Source organism: Tenacibaculum litopenaei, from assembly GCF_964514025.1.
Lineage (GTDB): Bacteria > Bacteroidota > Bacteroidia > Flavobacteriales > Flavobacteriaceae > Polaribacter > Polaribacter litopenaei.
Map to the genome: position 1 here is coordinate 789252 of NZ_CAZEQT010000006.1, position 18568 is coordinate 807819.

The following is an 18568-nucleotide window of genomic DNA, read 5'->3' on the forward strand; positions in this document are numbered from 1 at the left end:
TCAGGGTCTTTTTCACGTTCTTGGTAAGTGCATTTATCTATTTTCTTAGTAAAAAACAACCTATTGGGCCTTTGATAAGAATAGAAACATCTTTCAAATTTTTTAAAATGGTGTGCGGGCATAGCAAGTTTCATAGCAACTCAAAAATACGGATTTTTAAAGAAACTTGACCTGTTTTTTTCTACGAACTGCGTAAAAAAACTACCTCACAAATTAATGTAAAGTAGCTTTATATTTATTGTTTTCTTACTCGTACTCGCCACACGAAAAGATTCATGTGGTAGCACTAGTCTTTATCGCTCATTCTTGCGGCATCAGGGGTAGCCTCACTCTTTATCGCTCATTCTCGCGGCATCTGGGACGGAGGGCATCAAATTATAATAATAAGTTTTAGATCCTTCCATACAAAAACTCCCTTTAACAATTTCTTCAAAAACTTTATCATCATATCTAAATTTTATTGAAGTTAAGATTCTTTTACTGTTCAAAAAGATAGTTGATTTAGGAGGTATTTTAATACTGATATTTTTATTTTTATGGCTATACTCTTGTAAAAAAAATAATTTTTCAACATCAAAATCTTCATTTTCTATAATTCTATCTGTTATTAATGAAACTAACTTTTTTGTGATTTTTTCATTCTTAAAGTTTAATGAAATATTTATTGTTATGGCATAATTATTATAATTTCTTATAATGACAGAAGTACCCCTGCTGCATGAAATAAAAAAAAACAATAAGATAAATCCTCCGTAAAAAAAACTCCTTGAATCCAGCAAAGTCATATATTAATATTTAAAATTCGTATGCATCTTTAGGTGCATATTTTTTTTAGCTCTTGATTTTCTAATTTCAGATGATAATGGACGAATAGTTGGAATATTCATTTTAAACATTTTACTATTCTCTATTAATTGAAACTCAATAGACGAAGTACTATTAGAATTACCAAAATATTCATCTGAAAGTTTATCTGCCCATGTTTCAATATAGAACCCGTCAATTTCCTCACCCCCAAACACCCCCATTTCATTTAAAGCACTAGGTATTCCTATGACTGGAAAATACGCCCATCCTAACTTCTGACTTTGAATATAATGACCATATTCGTGTCTAAACAAACTATTATTTCTATCGGCAGCAATATCTCCAGTACTACCTAAAATGTAAGTTCCTAATGTAACTCCCCAATACCCATATGGTGTATCACTTGATTTACCTACACTAAGGACAGTTGCACCAGCAGCATAACCAACATTGTCAACCCTATCAAACATATTAGTTAAATGTGATGATAAAAAACCTACAACAGTTTGAGGTAGTTGATATGTATTTCTAGAAACCACCTTTCCTATTTGTCCAATGGTACTTTTGTTTTTATCCGAAGTAAATAACCCACCCCATATTTTTGCAGAATTATTGAAATGTCTGTTTGCACTTTTCAAAAACCCTTCTCCATTAAACAATCCTTTAAAACCACCTATCAACCAATCATCAACTAAAAATAGTCCTCCATCAGGGTCAACACCATTCATTGGATTATTCCCCATTCCTAAATAAGGTGAAGAAAATTGCCCATACGGGTCAGTAGTCAAGCACCTACCAATCCTAGCATCCCATAATCGTAACTGAAAAGCTTCCTTCCCTGTTTCAGGGTCTTTTTCACGTACTTGGTAAGTGCATTTATCTATTTTCTTAGTAAAAAAGAACCTATTTGGTTTTTGATAAGAATAGAAACATCTTCCAAATTTTCTAAAATTTTGTGCGGGCATAGCAATTTTCATAGCAGCTTAAAAATACGAATTTTCAGGGATTTTTAGCTTGTTTTTGCCTGTAAACTGCATAAAAAAACTACCTCACAAATGAATGTAAGGTAGCTTTGATATTTATTATTGTTTTGCATACTCCTACTCGCCACACGAAAGGATTCGTGCGGTAGCACTACTCTTTTTCGCTCATTCTTACGATATCGGAGGTAATATTAAAAACCTAAAAAGTTTCTATTTCTGAATGCCCCCCATTCGCGAAGATTTCTATAAGACGCCACTATTTCCGTAATATAACTTTTTTGATTGAAAATAAGTTTAGCGAAATAAGAACCCGCTGCACTTCCTCCTCGTATATAAATAAATATATATTCTCCATCATTAGAACTATAAACTTCAATAGGTTGATAAAACAAAACACTCTTACATTGCGAAACTTCAAAAAATTTCTTATATACTATTTTTGGAATTTTAATACTTTTTCCATTAAATTCAATTTTTATACAATCTATTGCTAACACCGGAAGTCCATAGTATAAGGTATCCTGCTTATCACCTATTGAGCTCTGCTCTTCTGAATCGAGCTTTTTAAAATAGATTTTTACATCTATATTTAAATTAACATCTAATTTCTCAGAAAAATAAATATGTGACGAATCTTTACATTCAATTAAATCTATTTTTCTTAAAAGTCTTCTATCCGTTATATATTTTTTTTTTATTCCATTTTTTCTAAGGTATTGCAAAGCATAGTCAACACTTCTTTTATTCACATTTTTCTCACCTTTCAAAATTTCTGAAATAAAAACTTCTTTTTCTATGGATTCAATATGCTTATCAAAATCAATTTTATTCTGACCTAACAAATTACCGAATGAAAAACAAAAAATTAAAACCAATTTTTTCTTCATATTACTAATCTTTTGGAAATGATAATGTAGGAGTCGCCTCAAAACTAACCCATCCCTTTCTAATAGCTTGAGAAGATGGTTTCGGAATTGGACTTACGGGCATATTAAATCCAGAATTAAAAAAGAACCCCTGTCTATCTGTAGTGTTATATAAGTTTCTAATATCTTGCAAACCTTCTTGAGTAGCTTTAAACGTTTCATCATATTTACCTGGTCCAAAAGGCACATTATCTTCTCGGCATACTGCTTTACATCCCGAATTCCAGAGAGGGTCTCCAGGGTGTAAGTAAATAAAAGAGTTTTCAGGGTTATTGATCAAGTTCATAATATTAATTGTCTTCTCCCATCCTTTTTCGTTTTCATGATCACCCATTTGTTTAAAACGAGCTTTAAAAACTTTCTTATGATTTAACCCGTTCAATCCTAAATTTTCGTAGTCGTGATTAGTATACATATACAAAACTAATTTTTGCTTAAATCTTTTACCATTTTTAATTATCGTAAAATTTAATCTATAGGCACCGTATGTAGTTGTAGTACCATAACTATCTTTAACACCTCTTAAGCTTAATAATTTAGACCTATATACATTCAATGTATCTGCTCCATCTGGATCTATATATTTCAGAGGATTATTATACATACCTGTGTAAGGAGAGTCTCCTTTACCAGCTGGATCAGGGCTTAACCACCTCCCAATTCGAGCATCCCATAAACGTAATTGAAACGCTTCCTTTCCAGTTTCTTTAACTTTTTCACATTCTTGGTAAGTGCATTTATGTATTTTCTTAGTAAAAAACAACCTATTGGGCCTTTGATAAGAACAAAAACATCTTTCAAATTTTCTAGAATGGTGTGCGGGCATATCAAGTTTCATAGCAACTCAAAAATACGGATTTTCAGCTTGTTTTTGCCTGCAAACTACATAAAAAAACTACCTCACAATTTAATGTAAAGTAGTTTTTATATTTTTTGCTGTTTGAAGGAAGTACTCATACCAGGGACGAAAACATTGGTGTGGAGGTTGCTATTTCTTATTAGTTATTAGTGCACGAGCTGTTGACTTACTGACACATTAAACATAACAAACTGTACTTCTCAGCATATTTTTATTCATATCGTTAACAGTACTCGTTACAAACGAGTAAGGATGAAAATAATAACGAAATAAAACTTATTGACATGACTATGGCTAAGAAAAAGATAACCTTACAGATCTTATTGCTTCTTAAGAAAAATAGGGATATTCAAAAAATGAATACCCCTATAGTATTTTATAATACTGAGAAATCAACACTTGACCAACCCCTTGTTGTGACTAAATATTTCAATGTTAGTCCCCTTTTGTCGTGGTTTTAAATAGAGAGTGCCAAATACGATTTACTACACTGCCTTATTTTTTTTTAGAAAATTTAATATTTCATTTTTTGTTTGCTCTTTTTTCTTAGAGTTCTCGAATACAAATTGTTTATTATTCAAAATATATTCTAAAGTATAAAAACCATGATGATTTAATAGTACTGTACCATCAATAAATATTTTATCAGGAAAACTATAACCTAAATCAACTATCAAATATTTTAAAGCATAAAGATTATTTGTTGAAAGACAGTTAAAGACCACACCAGCCCTATAATCACTTGAATTATTGTAACTTAACAACACCCTCGCACTATTTGTTTTTTCTATAAGTAAATTCAAAATACTTATACCACACTTTATTCTATTCTCATCATTGTAATGAAGAATTGTTTCTATAATTGGGTCATGAGTAAAATAATTACATCTTTTGAAAAGTTCAGGAGTAACGTTTGCCCCATACTTTAGGAGATTTTTAATGTAAAATAAATTGCAATCTTGATTATATCTTATGGCTAATATCAAAGGTGGTTCACAATCTTTATCTTGAACATTAGGGTTAGCTTTTAACTTTAAAAGTTCTAAAAAAGATTTCTTTTTATCTTTAATAATGGCCAATGATAAAAGAGGTAAGTCATACTTCTTATCTTTAAAATTTATATTGACTCCTTTTTTTACTTCTCTCCTTATAGTTGATATTTCTTCTTTTTTTATTGCCTTTACAATATTTTCTACTGGAGTATTGTTGTAATTAGAGTACCGAAATGCTGGTTTTTCATATTTACAAGAATATAAAGTAATAATCACTAAACAAGAAATAACTCTTAATATCATAATTTAGAATGTTTAATAATGACTTGGACGACGCCCCATAACCTCTTTATAAGGAATTTTCGTATAGTTATTCCCATTTTTCTCTAGCCTATTTATCATAGTGCCTATAAAATGACCTGTTATGATATTAGAAAACCAGCCTCCATTTACAAAATGATCATTTCCTATTTTTTTGAACAATAAATCTACTGCAGGAGAAGCATTTTGGAAAATATGAAGAGGATCACTTTCATGAATGTAGTTATTTCTTTGAATCCCTGCACGATTTCCGGCTTTATTTATTTTTTTTACAGAAGCTTTAGACACCCATGCTGGATTAAAAGTTATAGAGGATCTATTTGTAGCTAATGAAGAATAATTTGCTAAACCACCTCCCAATGAGTGTCCTACAAAAGTTAACTCTTTCTGTTTATAAAAAACAGATAAAGCATTTGATACTTCCATAGCTTGCGAATATTGCTCTGAGTTTCCTAATGCTTGCTTAATATTATCATCCCAATCATCACCGTCTTCTGTTCCAGCAAACACATAAGCATATTCTGTTCTCCCATTTTTTAATTTTCTCTCATATAAATTACCTTTTAATCCAGATTTACTATTTCTATTAAAATCTATTTTTTTAGACAACTTCCACCCCCCAACTAAACTTATATTAGTGCCTCCATATACATGAGCCGCTAAAACAGCTGCTTCATAAGGGGTTGGATAGCCTCCGTCTGGGTCTACAAATATTATTGGGTTATTTGCCATCCCCTGATAAGGTGTATGATGTATACCCATTGGGTCAGGACTCAACCACCTTCCAATTCTTCCATCCCATAATCGAAGTTGAAATGCTTCTTTACCAGTTTCAGGGTCTTTTTCTTGTCCTTGATAAGAATAACGATATGGTTCTCCGTTTATAATCTGGCGGTTAGGCATTGGCATACCAAAGGGGTAGTAATCTGTTGCACTGGATTCTGCAGTGAGTACTGAGCCATCTTTCGCTTTTAGTACCGTTGCCCTCACATTGCCTAAGTGATCCGACAACTGGTATACTGAACTGCCGTTTTGTGGAAAATACACGCCTAATCGAGAAGCCCCGTATATCGGCTGCTCTACGCGTTCTTTTGTTACTATTCCAATTGCTGGAGTAATTATTGCCATACTCGAACCACTGGCATCCATTACATATACTGTTTGCTTTTCAATAGCTCCAGTATTCGTATTGTAGCTGATCTTCTTTACACGATGGCCGCGGTCATTATAGAAAAAAACAACTTTTAACTTGTTCTGGGCAAATACCTTACTGACTAAACCAGAGGCTGTGTATTCGTACTTTACACCATCAGCCTTATTTTCTATCAGTTGACCAATACTATTATAAACGTAATTCCCTGAATTCTGATCTTTTATATCTCCTACACCCGCGTACTTCACGTCGTCTACATATTCCAACCTATTGGAAACCCCGTTATAATACTTATAACTCAAGCGATCCATAGCATTGGAATTCTTTGCTCCTTGCATATTTCTATTCAAGGTTTTTAGATTTCCATTAGCGTCATAACTCAAACCATAGACTCTGTATTCTTGATTTATGTTCGCCGTAATTGCACCTGAATTACTAGCCGAACCAAAATTCGCTTCTAGAAGCCAATTATTCTTATTGTACGAAAATACCTGAGCTGCCTGACTTCCGTTTGCTATCAACTGCGATGACCAACGCGTAGCCTTGATGTTTCCGTTAAATTGATTCTTTCCATAAAAATCGCTAGTACTGGTAACCGGCGTTGGGGTATTCCCTCGCAAATAATCACCGTTATAGTAATCTATTGCAAAACCAAACAAATCCTTAGGCATCCCATTCAATCCATCTTTCCCTGGATCTAAATTACTGTCACGCGATGGGTGGTTGATTGCTTTTAGCTGACCATTCATGTTGTAAATATAATCAATTCCCTGAACATTTTCAGCTACTTCAACGCGCTTTAAAGCTCCTGTTTCATAATAGTGGTACTTCGCTTGCTCCGTGTATTTTATTCCATCAGTTGAAGTAGCTACTTTGACTAATTGCCCCGTGACATCATAGGTATATTGATGTTCAAAATATTCTGAAATTACATCACGTTGTGGTTTGTGGTATTTTTGATAGGTAACCTTTGTTACCTGTCCCTTGGCAAAATCATACTCATAATCAATACTTTTCACCCTCGGAAGCCCTGCTATTTTCTGAATCATCCATTTTACTCTACCGTAAATATCATACCCGTACCAGGTTGTCGAAGTGTTCGGGTTTTGCGTATAAGTTTTCGAGACACTTCCAGCTACGAATGTTTGTTTATACTTTTCTGCATTCAATCCGTACTCAGCCGAACTTAAAATAGTTTTCAATTCAGGATCTGCCTTATCATAAACTGTAAAATTTTGTTCTTTTCGGCTCCCTGCAAAAGATAACACATCCGGATTTAAACTATTGAAATCACCGGAGGCTACCCCACTTTCAACAGGACGTCCCAAAACGTCGTAATTTGTATAAGAAAATTCGTTATTCGCTTTTTGTTTTGAATTTTGAGAAAAACGGATTTGCCCATCTTTGCGATATTTAAACTGCGATTCCCCCTCATCAGGACTTGAAGTACTTAACAACTGCCCTAAACTATTGTAGTTGAAAGTAGTTGCAAGATTTTTACTCAAGGGTTGGGTTGATTTAATCAACCTATTTGCCTTGTCGTAATAATTTAACGAATAATCATAATAGTTTACATGGTACGCTATTGCCAGTGTATTTTTAGGGTCTAACAGTGCCAAGTTTTCTTTGTTTGCCCCAGTAAATGTCGCATAGGGGAATAACGGATTGTAACTAACCTGCCCCTCTAAGGACAATCGGTACATTCCGGATGCTAAATTAATACTTCTACTAGTACCTGCAACAACCACCGCTTCTGTAATAAGATCATAAATTTTATAACTGACACTCTTTCCTGTCAGTCCGATAATCGATACTTTACCTCCACAACCTACCGGAATGTGAAAGTCTACAAAACCTTGTTTTCCAACAGCTGAAATTACTGGTCTTTTTGCTCGATTAGGATCGTCTTCATTACCACTGCGAGCGGCCGCAATTACATTACCGTTCCCGTCTTTGAACACCACTGATTCAACACCGTGCACATCTCTTACCACTGTTTTTTCTCCTTTAATATAGAAAGGCCTACCTAAAGGACATTCATAGGCATAGTCATAATCCAATACTGTTGCCTTAGGTTTAATTTTAGTAAAATCGAGGTTTCCTGACGTACCTCCACCACTTTCTACTTCACTAGTATCCTCGCCTTCCTGACTCAATACTCGGAAATACCCTTTTTCAGCCTTATAATAGGGAAATGTAGAAGATACCCTTTTAGGAACGGACATATAATACACCTTACCTACCTCCAATACTATACCACGATCAATACCGAAATATTCCGCTTCTCGTTCCGAACAAGCCTTTTGTAAGGTATATCTATAACTCGTATTACTATTAGTTGGGTCACGATAAGGTTTTCCTGTAGGAAGCGGGTTTGCAGCTACAGGACGTTCTGGAAAATACTCTTTTCCAAATTCATAAAATACCTCTTGAGTCATTGGCATTCTAAAACTGTACGACTGAATCCATTCAGGAGAAGCCGATGCTGTTTTCTTCACCTTATTTCCTCCCAAAACTTTTAATACCGAACCTGGGGTCAAGGAACTATAAATAGCTTTTGAAAATGGATAATCAGTAATATCTTGATAAGGCTCCCTTGTGTTTCTATCACTGTAATACCAACCTAAAGTATTTTCCTGTTTTCCTATAATTGAAACAGCCGCATTGTCTTTTATATTTTCAATATCAGCTTTGGACACAACACTCCCTGAGTTCGTTTGTACAAAATTTCCCTTGTAGCCATACGCTGTTCCTACAGGGGCTGACAAGGTCGAAAACACAGGCCTATCAAAAGCGTCATATCGAGTCTCATTGACCCAAATTTGTCCTGTTTTTATATCTAAGGCATGACTTTGTGTACTCTTCCCTAAACTATTAAAATAAGAAACACCAGACGAGGTCATGTTTCCAGAAAAATCATATGATGTACTCGCCACCCAATTCAGATACTCATTACCGTTATAGGGGCTCCCTTTTACAATGCTTCCTTCAGAACTCTTAACAATTCTCGCCATAAAAGGCGTTCTTGAACCATTCACATAAAAGCCTGGCAACATCGATATTTCTTCTGTTGCTTCAACTGTTGTACTCACAGTGATTGGTTTATTGAGCGTACGTGATTTTGTTACGGTTTGCCCGTAACCTTGTATTCCTACTAAAATTAATAGGAATACAAAGATTTGATGTATTAGTTGCTTTTTCATATGCTTTTAATCATTACAACACCCGCAATTAGCAGCGTTATTTGTTTGATTTTTATAATTATACCTATATGTGCTAACCAATTTAAATCCACCTTTATTAGATCCTTGATCAACAACTTCTGTATAGGCTTTACACAACCTTCCTGCCCCATCATAACGAAACTCCGAAGCCAGATTGTTTTCATTTAAAATATAACGCAATTCATTCGTTACCTTGTCATAGACATAAGCGTTCATCGTAGATGCAATAGGATGCACTCTAAAATCATCGACTATTCCAGAGGTACTCAATCCTTCATTGGTCAAATACATGGTTAATGTTGAATTATCAGGCACGTTAACTGCGTAATTCATTAATGTCCAGTCTCCTGCCTTTACGGTAGTAGTAGGTAAAATAAATTGAGTTCCAAATTTTAAACGCACTGTTGTTTTATTGGCCGTTGCTCCACTTCCAGAAGTACTCGGTGTGAACAACCAATGAGACACTTTATAAGTACCAGGACGCATCTTTTTACCGGTCAAAACTGAATTGTCACGTGTATCAAATTGAAGCTTAAACGCCTTCGAGTTGGCAGTCACAACAGCAGCCTTCTTTCCGGTATGACTCGTTGTTGTAACAGATGTATTTTCAAAAGTAAACTCATCCTCTGATTTCAGTATAGCATTCCCCGAAGTATACTCCAACCCAGAATAATACAATTCCGTTTGCTTTGCATTCCCAGTAGCTATAACATCGCTAAAATTAGCAGCCATTTTGGTCGAAGCGTAATTACCGTTGATATCCTTTGTTTCAACAGGTAAGGAATAAGGGGTATACCTCGTTATTTCAGAAACACTTTGCCATTCCTTATTCGATTGAGGCTGACCTAATCCCCAGCTAAAATCGACACTGCTCAGTTCTCTTCCGTAGGTTCCAAGAGCATCTAAGCTACCTTTCCAGATGTAGTTTTTATGCTTTCTCCAAATTTGAGCACTCGAAGAACTCGGACGAGATTCTACTCCATTTTCATCTCTGTACGTCCAATCCTTATTCCAAGTAGTTACCTTAGCTTGGGTTGTTCTCCACGTCGACGATTCTCCTTCCTTTACTTTGACTGCCGTTGTATGCATGGCCTCCTGAGTGAGCATATTTTTGTTTGCGAGATTTACAGATTTAGACCCCATTTGATGATAAACACTATAGGCAGGCACTTTTGTTTCTTTAACCTCCGTTCCATCAGCCATTTTTTTCACAGTAGTTCTAAAACTTCCTAGATAAGGATCTGGGTTCGAATAGGAAATACTAGATGATCCATACGGAGTAATTGTTGTAATTTTGTTCAACACTTGCTCTTTTTCTGTCTTCGAAGACTTAGATAAAGCTCTTCCCTTTAACTGTATATCAACAAACTCGTTATCCTTATTGTAATGATACTTGTATATTGACTTCATTGAGGTAAACACTTCTTTGAGTTGACCTTGTTTTTGGATGTAGCTATTGGTTGTTTTATTCATTAAATGTCCTTTCGAGTTAAACTTTTCGATAGAAATTAACTGACCAATTTTACCGAGATTTTTTTCTAAGTGAATATCTTTAGCTTTTACGCCCGCCTTGTCAATGGCTGCATTTTTTACAGTAGCTTTAAACAGCACTTCTCCATCATTGTCAGTCATTGTGAAATTCGGATCAAAAATGGCAAAATTCGGTTGCAAAGTATAGTAATGGTAACGAGTGCTTTCCGCAGGTAATTCCTTCCCTGAAGCATCATACCCTCTAGCTTTCATCGTTACCCATTCATACATAACACCAGGACCTGGCAACTCGTTTTGATACGGTACAAAAGTGGTTCCATAAACCGGAAAGAACGAAGTAATTCCAGAGGATTGATTTAAGAATCCACCATTTTTCTTATCTGGTTTTCTATAATCATAAGTCGTCTCAAATTTGGCTCCTGCATCATCTTTCACTGTAATCTTTGTTACTTTTAGTCCTCCACCACTTTTACCTTGAGGTGCTCTGTTGGCAAGAAGCTTAAACAATAAACTAAATTTAGCTTCATCTTTAGCGCCCAATGCAACTTGGGTTCCTCTTGGTAAATCAACTTTTTGATGTTTGTATTGAGAAAAACCAGATAGTTCGTGAGCTTTGGAAATAAAACTTGGTACATTTACAATTTTTCGAAACGATGTTGCTCCCGGATTCCAATGCCAGTACCTGTATTTACTTTTGTCTATTTTTAAAGACACCTTGTTAGGTAATACATCCACTACCTCAAATTCATTAGCTTTAATATCCAAGTTAACCACAGTAGAATGAGAGCAATAACAACTCAGGAGCCACGGACGGTCTCCCAAGGACATCCAGAAATCGAGAAAGGCCATTTCATTCTTTCTGAAATAGTGGGTGAAATCGATTTGTTCTTTATTATTGTCATTATAGACCTCTAAAATCAAGTCGTCACTGCCAGCTTGTTTTTTCACTAGAAACTTCAGATTGTTATCCCAATACCTTCTCGAGAAAGCTTCAACATAGAAATCATCTTCCTCGTAATCAATAGCTATTTCACTCCCTTCAGGGGTTTTGATCTTATTTAAACTCCAAGTGTCGGCCAAAGTATTACCATCGATATCAGTCCCTTCAATGAATCCCCAACTATCAATCTTATTTCTTTTAAGCTCTTCATTTGTACTGCTAGGAATGTCATTCCTAGAAAATACAACTTCCTTATTTTTACTGTCATTTTTTACTTTATACGAAAATTCATAAGGAGGCATATAATCAAAAAGTTGATTCTCCTTGGCCCCAGCGACAGTGCCTCGTCCGTAAAATTTCAATTTGTTTAGGGTCAACCTTCCTTTTGTGGTGGCTGATGAATTAGGACTGTTCTTTGCTAAGGAATAATCATGCTCAAATTTTATTACTTTCAGTGCCTTGCTGTAATCGTAATTTTTCACATCATTAACATCTAATACATTTTTTACCTGATGTAAACTATGAGTTTGACTTGCCACAGGCAAAAACCTATTAAAATACCCCAAATGACGGTACCTATCTCCTGATAAAGATCGAGGTGAAATACCAGCTAAGCTAGTCCCCGTATCTTCTTTAATACCATTGTCTCCTGTATTTTTAGCAATGATTATCTGATTTAATTTTAGTAAGTATTCCTTTTCATACTTGGCTCTTTCCTGTCCATAGACCGTTTCATTCGCAAATGTTCCTTTTACATTGTGATCAATCTTAATTTTATCTAAATCTCCTTGCTTCATAAAAAATCCTAAAATCCCAGTATTCAGCATGGGTAATATCTCTTGACGGACTTTATCGTTTTCGGCATCTGTAAATACGTAATCTAAATCTGTCCCTAATCCATCTTTTCTGAGGTCTTTAACAAAATAAGCGATTTGATTTCTCGTCACAATTTTATCCAAATAATACAAATCTTTTCTTCCTTGCATAAAATGACCTGCGTCCGCCTTATCAATATTCTCTTCCTTGTGGGTAGCATATGAACGGTACTTTCTCGGAACCGTAATACTATTTACTTGGTTAGTCAAATCTGGTAATCCCGTACCAGCATATGGCGTTCTCCAAGCATAGGCATTTGACCATTGACCATGATCTAGTCGCACCCAATACCCTAAGTCACCTCTATCAGGAAAATTGTTCCCATTATCTATAAAATCAGGTCCGGTAATCGCTGTTAATAACCAATGCGTTGCATAAGGCGTTGCACTTCTTTTTGCTGTAGAGTTTAAACTACTTGGATTAATTGCGTCTTCACCAACATTAATATAACTGTGTTCTATTTTTTCATATTGATATACTGGTTGGGCAAAGTGATATGTCTTACCATCCGGAGCTGTAATCTTATATCCGCCAATACCATTGGGCTCATACCCTAAATCCGCAGTTCTTTTTAAAACCGCTTGTCCCTTATTGTACAATTTTGTAGTTAATAATAGTCCATTTGAACTTTGATCTAACTGTTTGTTTGTAAAAACCTCAACAAAACTTCCCGTTTTAAGTTTTTCATTTAAGGTACTTCCTTTTGCTGCAAAATCTGCTAATGTTAATCCATGTGTCTTTGAAGGATTATTTAGGTAACCCGAAGTATTCACAATATTGGAGATATGTCCTTTAAATGCAAAATTTAAATTTCCTTTATCAATGGCCTTTGAAGCTGCTAAGGTGGAATTTCCTCCAACCACTGCATTGTGATAAAAAACCTTCATTTTGGTTCTATGAGTATCTCTTTCTGAATTGGCTCCTTCAAACCCTTCACCAATTAACACATTGTTTTCAGCTACTACAGGGGCCAAACTTCCCGTAATTCCACTAGCATTCACTCCATAGTTATCGTAGCCTGCAAACGTAAAGTTTACTTTTTCTACTGCTGTACGGTAGTCTTTAATAAACTCTAATTCTGATCTGGGTAACTCTTGATCATAAATATCTCCATAAAAATTCCTTCTTTGATGATCCAATAATTGACCGTAGTAATTGTTATTATCTCTTGACTCTCCTAAATTGGTTTCAAACACATCAAACTGAGCATCCTTACTCTGATACAAACTACCAAAACCGTATCTATTTAAACCTTTCTTATACGATATTTTCTGTTTTTGATAGCCAAAACCAAAGCTGAAAATACCGATAGTAATTGGCAAATAAAATCCACTTGAAGCGATGCTTAAATCTCCTGCACTAAAACTTCCAATACTTCCTCCCATACCAGAACTCCTCTTACTAGTACCTGTATTAGAATTGCCTTTTCCGATAGAATAGCCAACGCCAACACCACTATTCGAAATGGAAACTCCCATACCTGCGGTTAATCCATTCGAAGTAATCCCTGCAGAAGCTCCTGCCGTTAATCCTCCGCCACTGGTATTTCCGCTTACCGATAAACTTCCTCCAAAAGATGTACCTTTCCCGCCTGACTCAGGCTTTCCAAAAACATCCTTAAACCCAAGACTTTCTCCGATAACATTAGAGTTCAATCCTACACTGTAATTTCCATCGGTATCTATAGACGCAGAAATAGGACCTATTGAGGCTGATACCGATCCTGACAGGGACTTGTTGGATCCCCAAGACAATCCCACACCAACTCCTGCTGCCTTTCCAAATCCCACTCCCACATTAATAGTGTAGGTTTCAGCTTCATAGTAATAATAGGTAAATTTCATACTTCTACCCATCTTCCAATCATCTGGTGTTGATACTACTCCTCGGGATATCGCACCCGTATTGATATTCCATCCTAACCCTACCCATGAGGCATCCATTTCCATGGGAACTCCAGCGTGATACGATAAACTGACGGGAAATCCATCAACCTCTAATAACGGTAATACATATGCCATATCTCCTGATGACAAATTCACCATATCTGTTGCATTTACAGGCTCAAAACCAGATGCCTCCGGCGCATTGGGCCCGTTGTTGTTCGCGTACAAAACCGAGTACGGAAACATAGAACTTAAAAAGTTCAGTAATAGAAAAACAGCAATTGTTTTTCTAGCTTGTTTGTTCTTAATCATAATCGTACAAATTCAACCCCCAGCAAAACTGGGCTGTTTGTTATTGAAAAGTTATTGTAGGTTCGTTTTTAATAGTTTTTGTAGCAATCTTAAATTTCACTTCCCCCGTATAGGTCCCTAAATCACCAATAGTAATCGTAAGCGACTCTGAATCCTTTATCTTTTTGTCTCTAGGGTACACAAAAAGCATGGACGTACTTCTGCTCATCCCATACATTCTGGGATATACGTAATCCAAAAGAGGAATCGTGTCCTTTTTAGAAGTTAGTAAGTGTACTTTACTCCCCATTCCGAAAGCTAAACGATTGACCATAGCACCAAACTCCTGCCTGTTTTTCGGGGTCGTACTTAACAGTTCTTGATCGTTTTTACTAATAGACAAAGCGAAATACAAAAATGCTCCGTACTTACTTCGCAGCTGACGAATTTCATCTTCTGTGGCAGAGGCACTCAATTCCTGATTCACCAATAAATCAGTAGGCTTATAGAGCAATGAAAACTCATAACCATTCACTTTTTTTTGCTGGAGATAGTGATTCTCAGGATCTCTGAGATACTCCAGCATAGCTTCTTTCGTGTCAAATGATTTTGATGTACAACCAACCAACACTACTAAAAGCATCAAAAATGCTCCTAGTTGCTTCATAGCAATGCAATTTTATATGTAGTTCGTAAATTACTTCCCTGAAAATTCCGCGTTTAATCCTTTCAAGACTTCTTCGGTAAGATCTGCTCCTTTAGAGGCATACATAATGTTTCCTCCTCCACTAGCTCCAAAAATAATTTGATACCCCTTTTCGGCACCAAACTCTTTGATGTAGTCATTGATATCATTAACAACTGTTTGAGTAGCTTTCTTGTCGCTTTCTTGAATTTTACGCTGAATAGATTGCTGGTAGTTGTTTATTTGTTGTTGCTTATTTGCTAACAACTGCTGTTTGAGTTCTAACTCCTTTTTGGTAAAATTAGCGCGCTCTTTTTCATACAATTTTAATTCCTTCTGCCAATCCGTTACCAAACTGTCGACATTAGACTTCAAAATCTTCGCTTTTTTCTCAAACTCTGCGCGAACCACTTTTGTGCGTTTGTAGCCGTCAATTAATTTATTGACATCCACATAAACGAGCTCGGATGATGATTGGGAATAGAATAAGGTGACCATAGAAATCACCACGGCAAGTGCCGCTAATGGTAGTGTTACATTTTTCATAGTATAGTTCTCAATTTAGGATGTTACTCCTTCTTCTTTTTCAAATCAAGTACAAATCTATCCATTTTACCGGATGCATTGATTTTATTGAGTTCAAAAATACAGCTGTTCAATTCAAAAAAACAGCTTCTGAAAAAAAATAGCGAAATTGAACGGAAAAAGCCGGCACATCACCTGCATTTTACAACCAACAAGTCTATCTATCGCAACACTTTATTACGCTCCCAAGAACGATTTCCACCTATTTTACACTGCTTGTCTTTTAGCGTACCAAGCTATATAACCATAGCACACCAATACGAGAATAAAAGCTGTTTGAAATCCAAAATAATCCGTACCGAGTCCGAATAGCGGTGGAATGATAGCTCCCCCCACAATCATAGTACACAACAAGCCCGAAGCCGCAGGCTTTAGGTCGTCAAGCCCACGAATTGACAAGGTAAAAATAGTAGGAAACATAATAGAATTAAATAATCCTACCGCCAAAATGGTCCACATAGCAAAAACTCCTGTATTGGAAATACTCAACAAAATCATCACCACAGCTACTAATGCAAAGGTCATTAATACCTTTGCAGGTTTAAAGACCTTGGTCAAATATGCCCCTACAAAGCGCCCAAGCATAGCCCCCGACCAGTAAAAAGTCACAAAAGTACCTACAATGGCCTTTACATCAACCAATTCGAGTTTTGTTTGTAGAAAGCTCTCTGATATACTTCGCAGCCAACCCGTTTCGCGTATCTGAGTATACAATTTCATATCGATAAAGTAATTGGTTAAATAGCTCCCTATCGCAACCTCAGCGCCTACATAGACAAAAATTCCGAAGGCCCCCAATACCAAGTTTTTATTTTGAAACAGCTGTCCGTAGTTTCCCGAAGGAACTTTTTCAAGTAGTTTGGGTAATTTCACAAATACAAAGACCAATGCCAATAAGGCTATAAAAGCGGCAATGGCTACAAAAGGACTTTGCACAGCACTGGCCTCTGCCTCCAAGTACGCTTCTTTAGCAACACTGTCCAAAGCTTCTATCTCAGCAGTCGATTTTACGCTATCACTCAAAATTAATGCTGCGCCTACTGCCGGTGCAATGGCTGTTCCAAGCGAATTGAAAGCCTGAGAGAGGTTTAGGCGACTGCTCGCTCCTTCCTCTGATCCTAAAACAGCAACATACGGATTTGCTGCGACTTGTAAAACCGTCATCCCAGCAGCAAGCACAAAATACGCGATAAAGAAAATCACAAACTCGCGGTATTCAGCAGCCGGATAAAACAGCAAACACCCAATACCCATAATGGCCAGCCCCATGACTATTCCTTTTTTATATCCTATTTTTGAAAGGATGAGCCCCGCAGGAATGGAGAGTAAAAAATACGCCATAAAAAAGGCAAATTGAACCATTCCTGCCTGAAAATAACTCAGGGTAAAAAGCTCTCGCAGCCTTGGAATCAATGAATCGACCAATACCGTAATAAATCCCCATAAAAAAAATAAGGAAGTTAAAAAATAAAAGGCCGTTTTGTATGAAGTGTTCGTAGGGTTAGTTGGGTGTGCGCTCATAATTATGCTTTTCTATTGAGGATAAAGTCTGATTTTATATTTTTATTTTCGTTGTTTTTATAGCGATTATAACTGAACCATTCGTGAATCGCATAGGCTCCAGTTTCACCTTTTTTATTCACCGCTATATAGCCAACTTGAAAGTTCTTAAAATCCGAATTTGGCTTGTTAACGATACGGGCAATTGCTTCTTCACAGGCTTCCTGTGGCGATTTTCCCTGTCGCATCAATTCGACTATTAAGAAACTACCCACTGTTTTTAATACTTCTTCTCCCAATCCTGTCGCAGCAGCACCTCCAACTTCATTATCTACAAATAGACCTCCTCCAATAATTGGTGAATCTCCAACTCTTCCCGCCATTTTATAAGCTAAGCCACTGGTGGTACAAGCACCGGAAATATTTCCCTTTTTATCGATCGCCAACATTCCGATGGTATCGTGATTTTCTATATTGATAATGGGTTTGTATTTCGCTGTTTGTCTCCATTTTTCCCAGGCTTTTTTTGAGGCTTCAGTAAGCAAGTTTTCCTTTTGAAACCCCTGACTCAAAGCAAATTGTTCGGCACCTTCTCCAACCAACATGACATGAGGTGTATTTTCCATAACTTTTCGGGCCACAGAAATGACGTGCTTGATATTTTTTACACAGAGTACCGCTCCATAATCTCCTTCCGAATTCATAATACAAGCATCAAGGGTTACATTGCCATCTCGATCTGGCAGGCCTCCTATTCCTACTGATTGTCCTTTTTCATTAGCTTCTTCAATTTTACACCCAGCTTCAACAGCATCCAAAGCGCTTCCTCCCGCTTCTAATACTTCGGCAGCAGTTGACACTGCCAAAGGCGTATTCCAAGTGGCAATTACCAGAGGTTTTACGGAAGCTTCAGTATCGGTTGTCAATACCTCTTCTTTTTGTGAAGTAGGATTTACACAAGCTACCAAATTACCTGTGGTTACCAGCCCTAGTGTTGAAATAGATGCCTTTTGTAGAAATTTTCGTCGTTTCATATGTTTTTCTTAAGG

At 36.3% G+C, this 18568-nt stretch carries 11 protein-coding genes; all 11 read right to left on the reverse strand.

Going from position 1 to position 18568, the window contains the following annotated elements; all coding sequences use genetic code 11:
- Positions 1-326: 326 nt before the first annotated feature.
- Positions 327-785 (reverse strand): hypothetical protein, encoded by a 459-nt coding sequence (locus ACKTS5_RS12235; protein ID WP_408044163.1) that lies wholly within the window; start codon positions 783-785, stop codon positions 327-329.
- Positions 786-788: 3 nt separating this feature from the next.
- Positions 789-1784, reverse strand: coding sequence for a hypothetical protein (locus tag ACKTS5_RS12240; RefSeq protein ID WP_408044164.1), 996 nt, complete (start codon positions 1782-1784; stop codon positions 789-791).
- 197 nt (positions 1785-1981) lie between these two features.
- Complete coding sequence (locus ACKTS5_RS12245; RefSeq protein WP_408044165.1) at positions 1982-2677, reverse strand: hypothetical protein; 696 nt, start codon at positions 2675-2677, stop codon at positions 1982-1984.
- Between the two features lie 4 nt (positions 2678-2681).
- Complete coding sequence (locus tag ACKTS5_RS12250) at positions 2682-3554, reverse strand: RHS repeat domain-containing protein (RefSeq protein ID WP_408044166.1); 873 nt, start codon at positions 3552-3554, stop codon at positions 2682-2684.
- A 506-nt stretch (positions 3555-4060) separates the two neighbouring features.
- Positions 4061-4870 carry a hypothetical protein gene (locus tag ACKTS5_RS12255; protein WP_408044167.1) on the reverse strand — a complete coding sequence of 270 codons (810 nt, stop codon included), beginning with the start codon at positions 4868-4870 and terminating at the stop codon, positions 4061-4063.
- 12 nt (positions 4871-4882) lie between these two features.
- A complete protein-coding gene (locus ACKTS5_RS12260; protein WP_408044168.1) occupies positions 4883-9244 on the reverse strand; it encodes an RHS repeat domain-containing protein in 4362 nt (1453 codons plus the stop codon).
- Between the two features lie 6 nt (positions 9245-9250).
- Positions 9251-14770: a hypothetical protein gene (locus ACKTS5_RS12265; protein WP_408044169.1), complete on the reverse strand. Its 5520-nt coding sequence runs from the start codon at positions 14768-14770 to the stop codon at positions 9251-9253.
- Positions 14771-14810: 40 nt separating this feature from the next.
- The gene (locus ACKTS5_RS12270; protein WP_408044170.1) at positions 14811-15416 is read right to left on the reverse strand and encodes a hypothetical protein; all 606 of its coding nucleotides are present in this window, start codon (positions 15414-15416) and stop codon (positions 14811-14813) included.
- Positions 15417-15446: 30 nt separating this feature from the next.
- Positions 15447-15980, reverse strand: a complete 534-nt coding sequence (locus ACKTS5_RS12275; RefSeq protein ID WP_159628342.1) for an OmpH family outer membrane protein — start codon at positions 15978-15980, stop codon at positions 15447-15449.
- Between the two features lie 246 nt (positions 15981-16226).
- Entirely contained in the window at positions 16227-17540 is a 1314-nt protein-coding gene (locus tag ACKTS5_RS12280; RefSeq protein WP_408044171.1) for a sugar MFS transporter, read from the reverse strand.
- Between the two features lie 2 nt (positions 17541-17542).
- Positions 17543-18553, reverse strand: a complete 1011-nt coding sequence (locus ACKTS5_RS12285) for a N(4)-(beta-N-acetylglucosaminyl)-L-asparaginase (RefSeq protein ID WP_408044172.1) — start codon at positions 18551-18553, stop codon at positions 17543-17545.
- Positions 18554-18568: the final 15 nt, after the last annotated feature.

Excerpts from the sequence above, each read along its gene's own strand:
- ACKTS5_RS12235 (WP_408044163.1), bottom strand. The coding sequence starts at position 785 with ATGACTTTGCTGGATTCAAGGAGTTTTTTTTACGGAGGATTTATCTTA.
- ACKTS5_RS12240 (WP_408044164.1), bottom strand. The coding sequence starts at position 1,784 with ATGAAAATTGCTATGCCCGCACAAAATTTTAGAAAATTTGGAAGATGT.
- ACKTS5_RS12245 (WP_408044165.1), bottom strand. The coding sequence starts at position 2,677 with ATGAAGAAAAAATTGGTTTTAATTTTTTGTTTTTCATTCGGTAATTTG.
- ACKTS5_RS12250 (WP_408044166.1), bottom strand. The coding sequence starts at position 3,554 with ATGAAACTTGATATGCCCGCACACCATTCTAGAAAATTTGAAAGATGT.
- ACKTS5_RS12255 (WP_408044167.1), bottom strand. The coding sequence starts at position 4,870 with ATGATATTAAGAGTTATTTCTTGTTTAGTGATTATTACTTTATATTCT.
- ACKTS5_RS12260 (WP_408044168.1), bottom strand. The coding sequence starts at position 9,244 with ATGAAAAAGCAACTAATACATCAAATCTTTGTATTCCTATTAATTTTA.
- ACKTS5_RS12265 (WP_408044169.1), bottom strand. The coding sequence starts at position 14,770 with ATGATTAAGAACAAACAAGCTAGAAAAACAATTGCTGTTTTTCTATTA.
- ACKTS5_RS12270 (WP_408044170.1), bottom strand. The coding sequence starts at position 15,416 with ATGAAGCAACTAGGAGCATTTTTGATGCTTTTAGTAGTGTTGGTTGGT.
- ACKTS5_RS12275 (WP_159628342.1), bottom strand. The coding sequence starts at position 15,980 with ATGAAAAATGTAACACTACCATTAGCGGCACTTGCCGTGGTGATTTCT.
- ACKTS5_RS12280 (WP_408044171.1), bottom strand. The coding sequence starts at position 17,540 with ATGAGCGCACACCCAACTAACCCTACGAACACTTCATACAAAACGGCC.
- ACKTS5_RS12285 (WP_408044172.1), bottom strand. The coding sequence starts at position 18,553 with ATGAAACGACGAAAATTTCTACAAAAGGCATCTATTTCAACACTAGGG.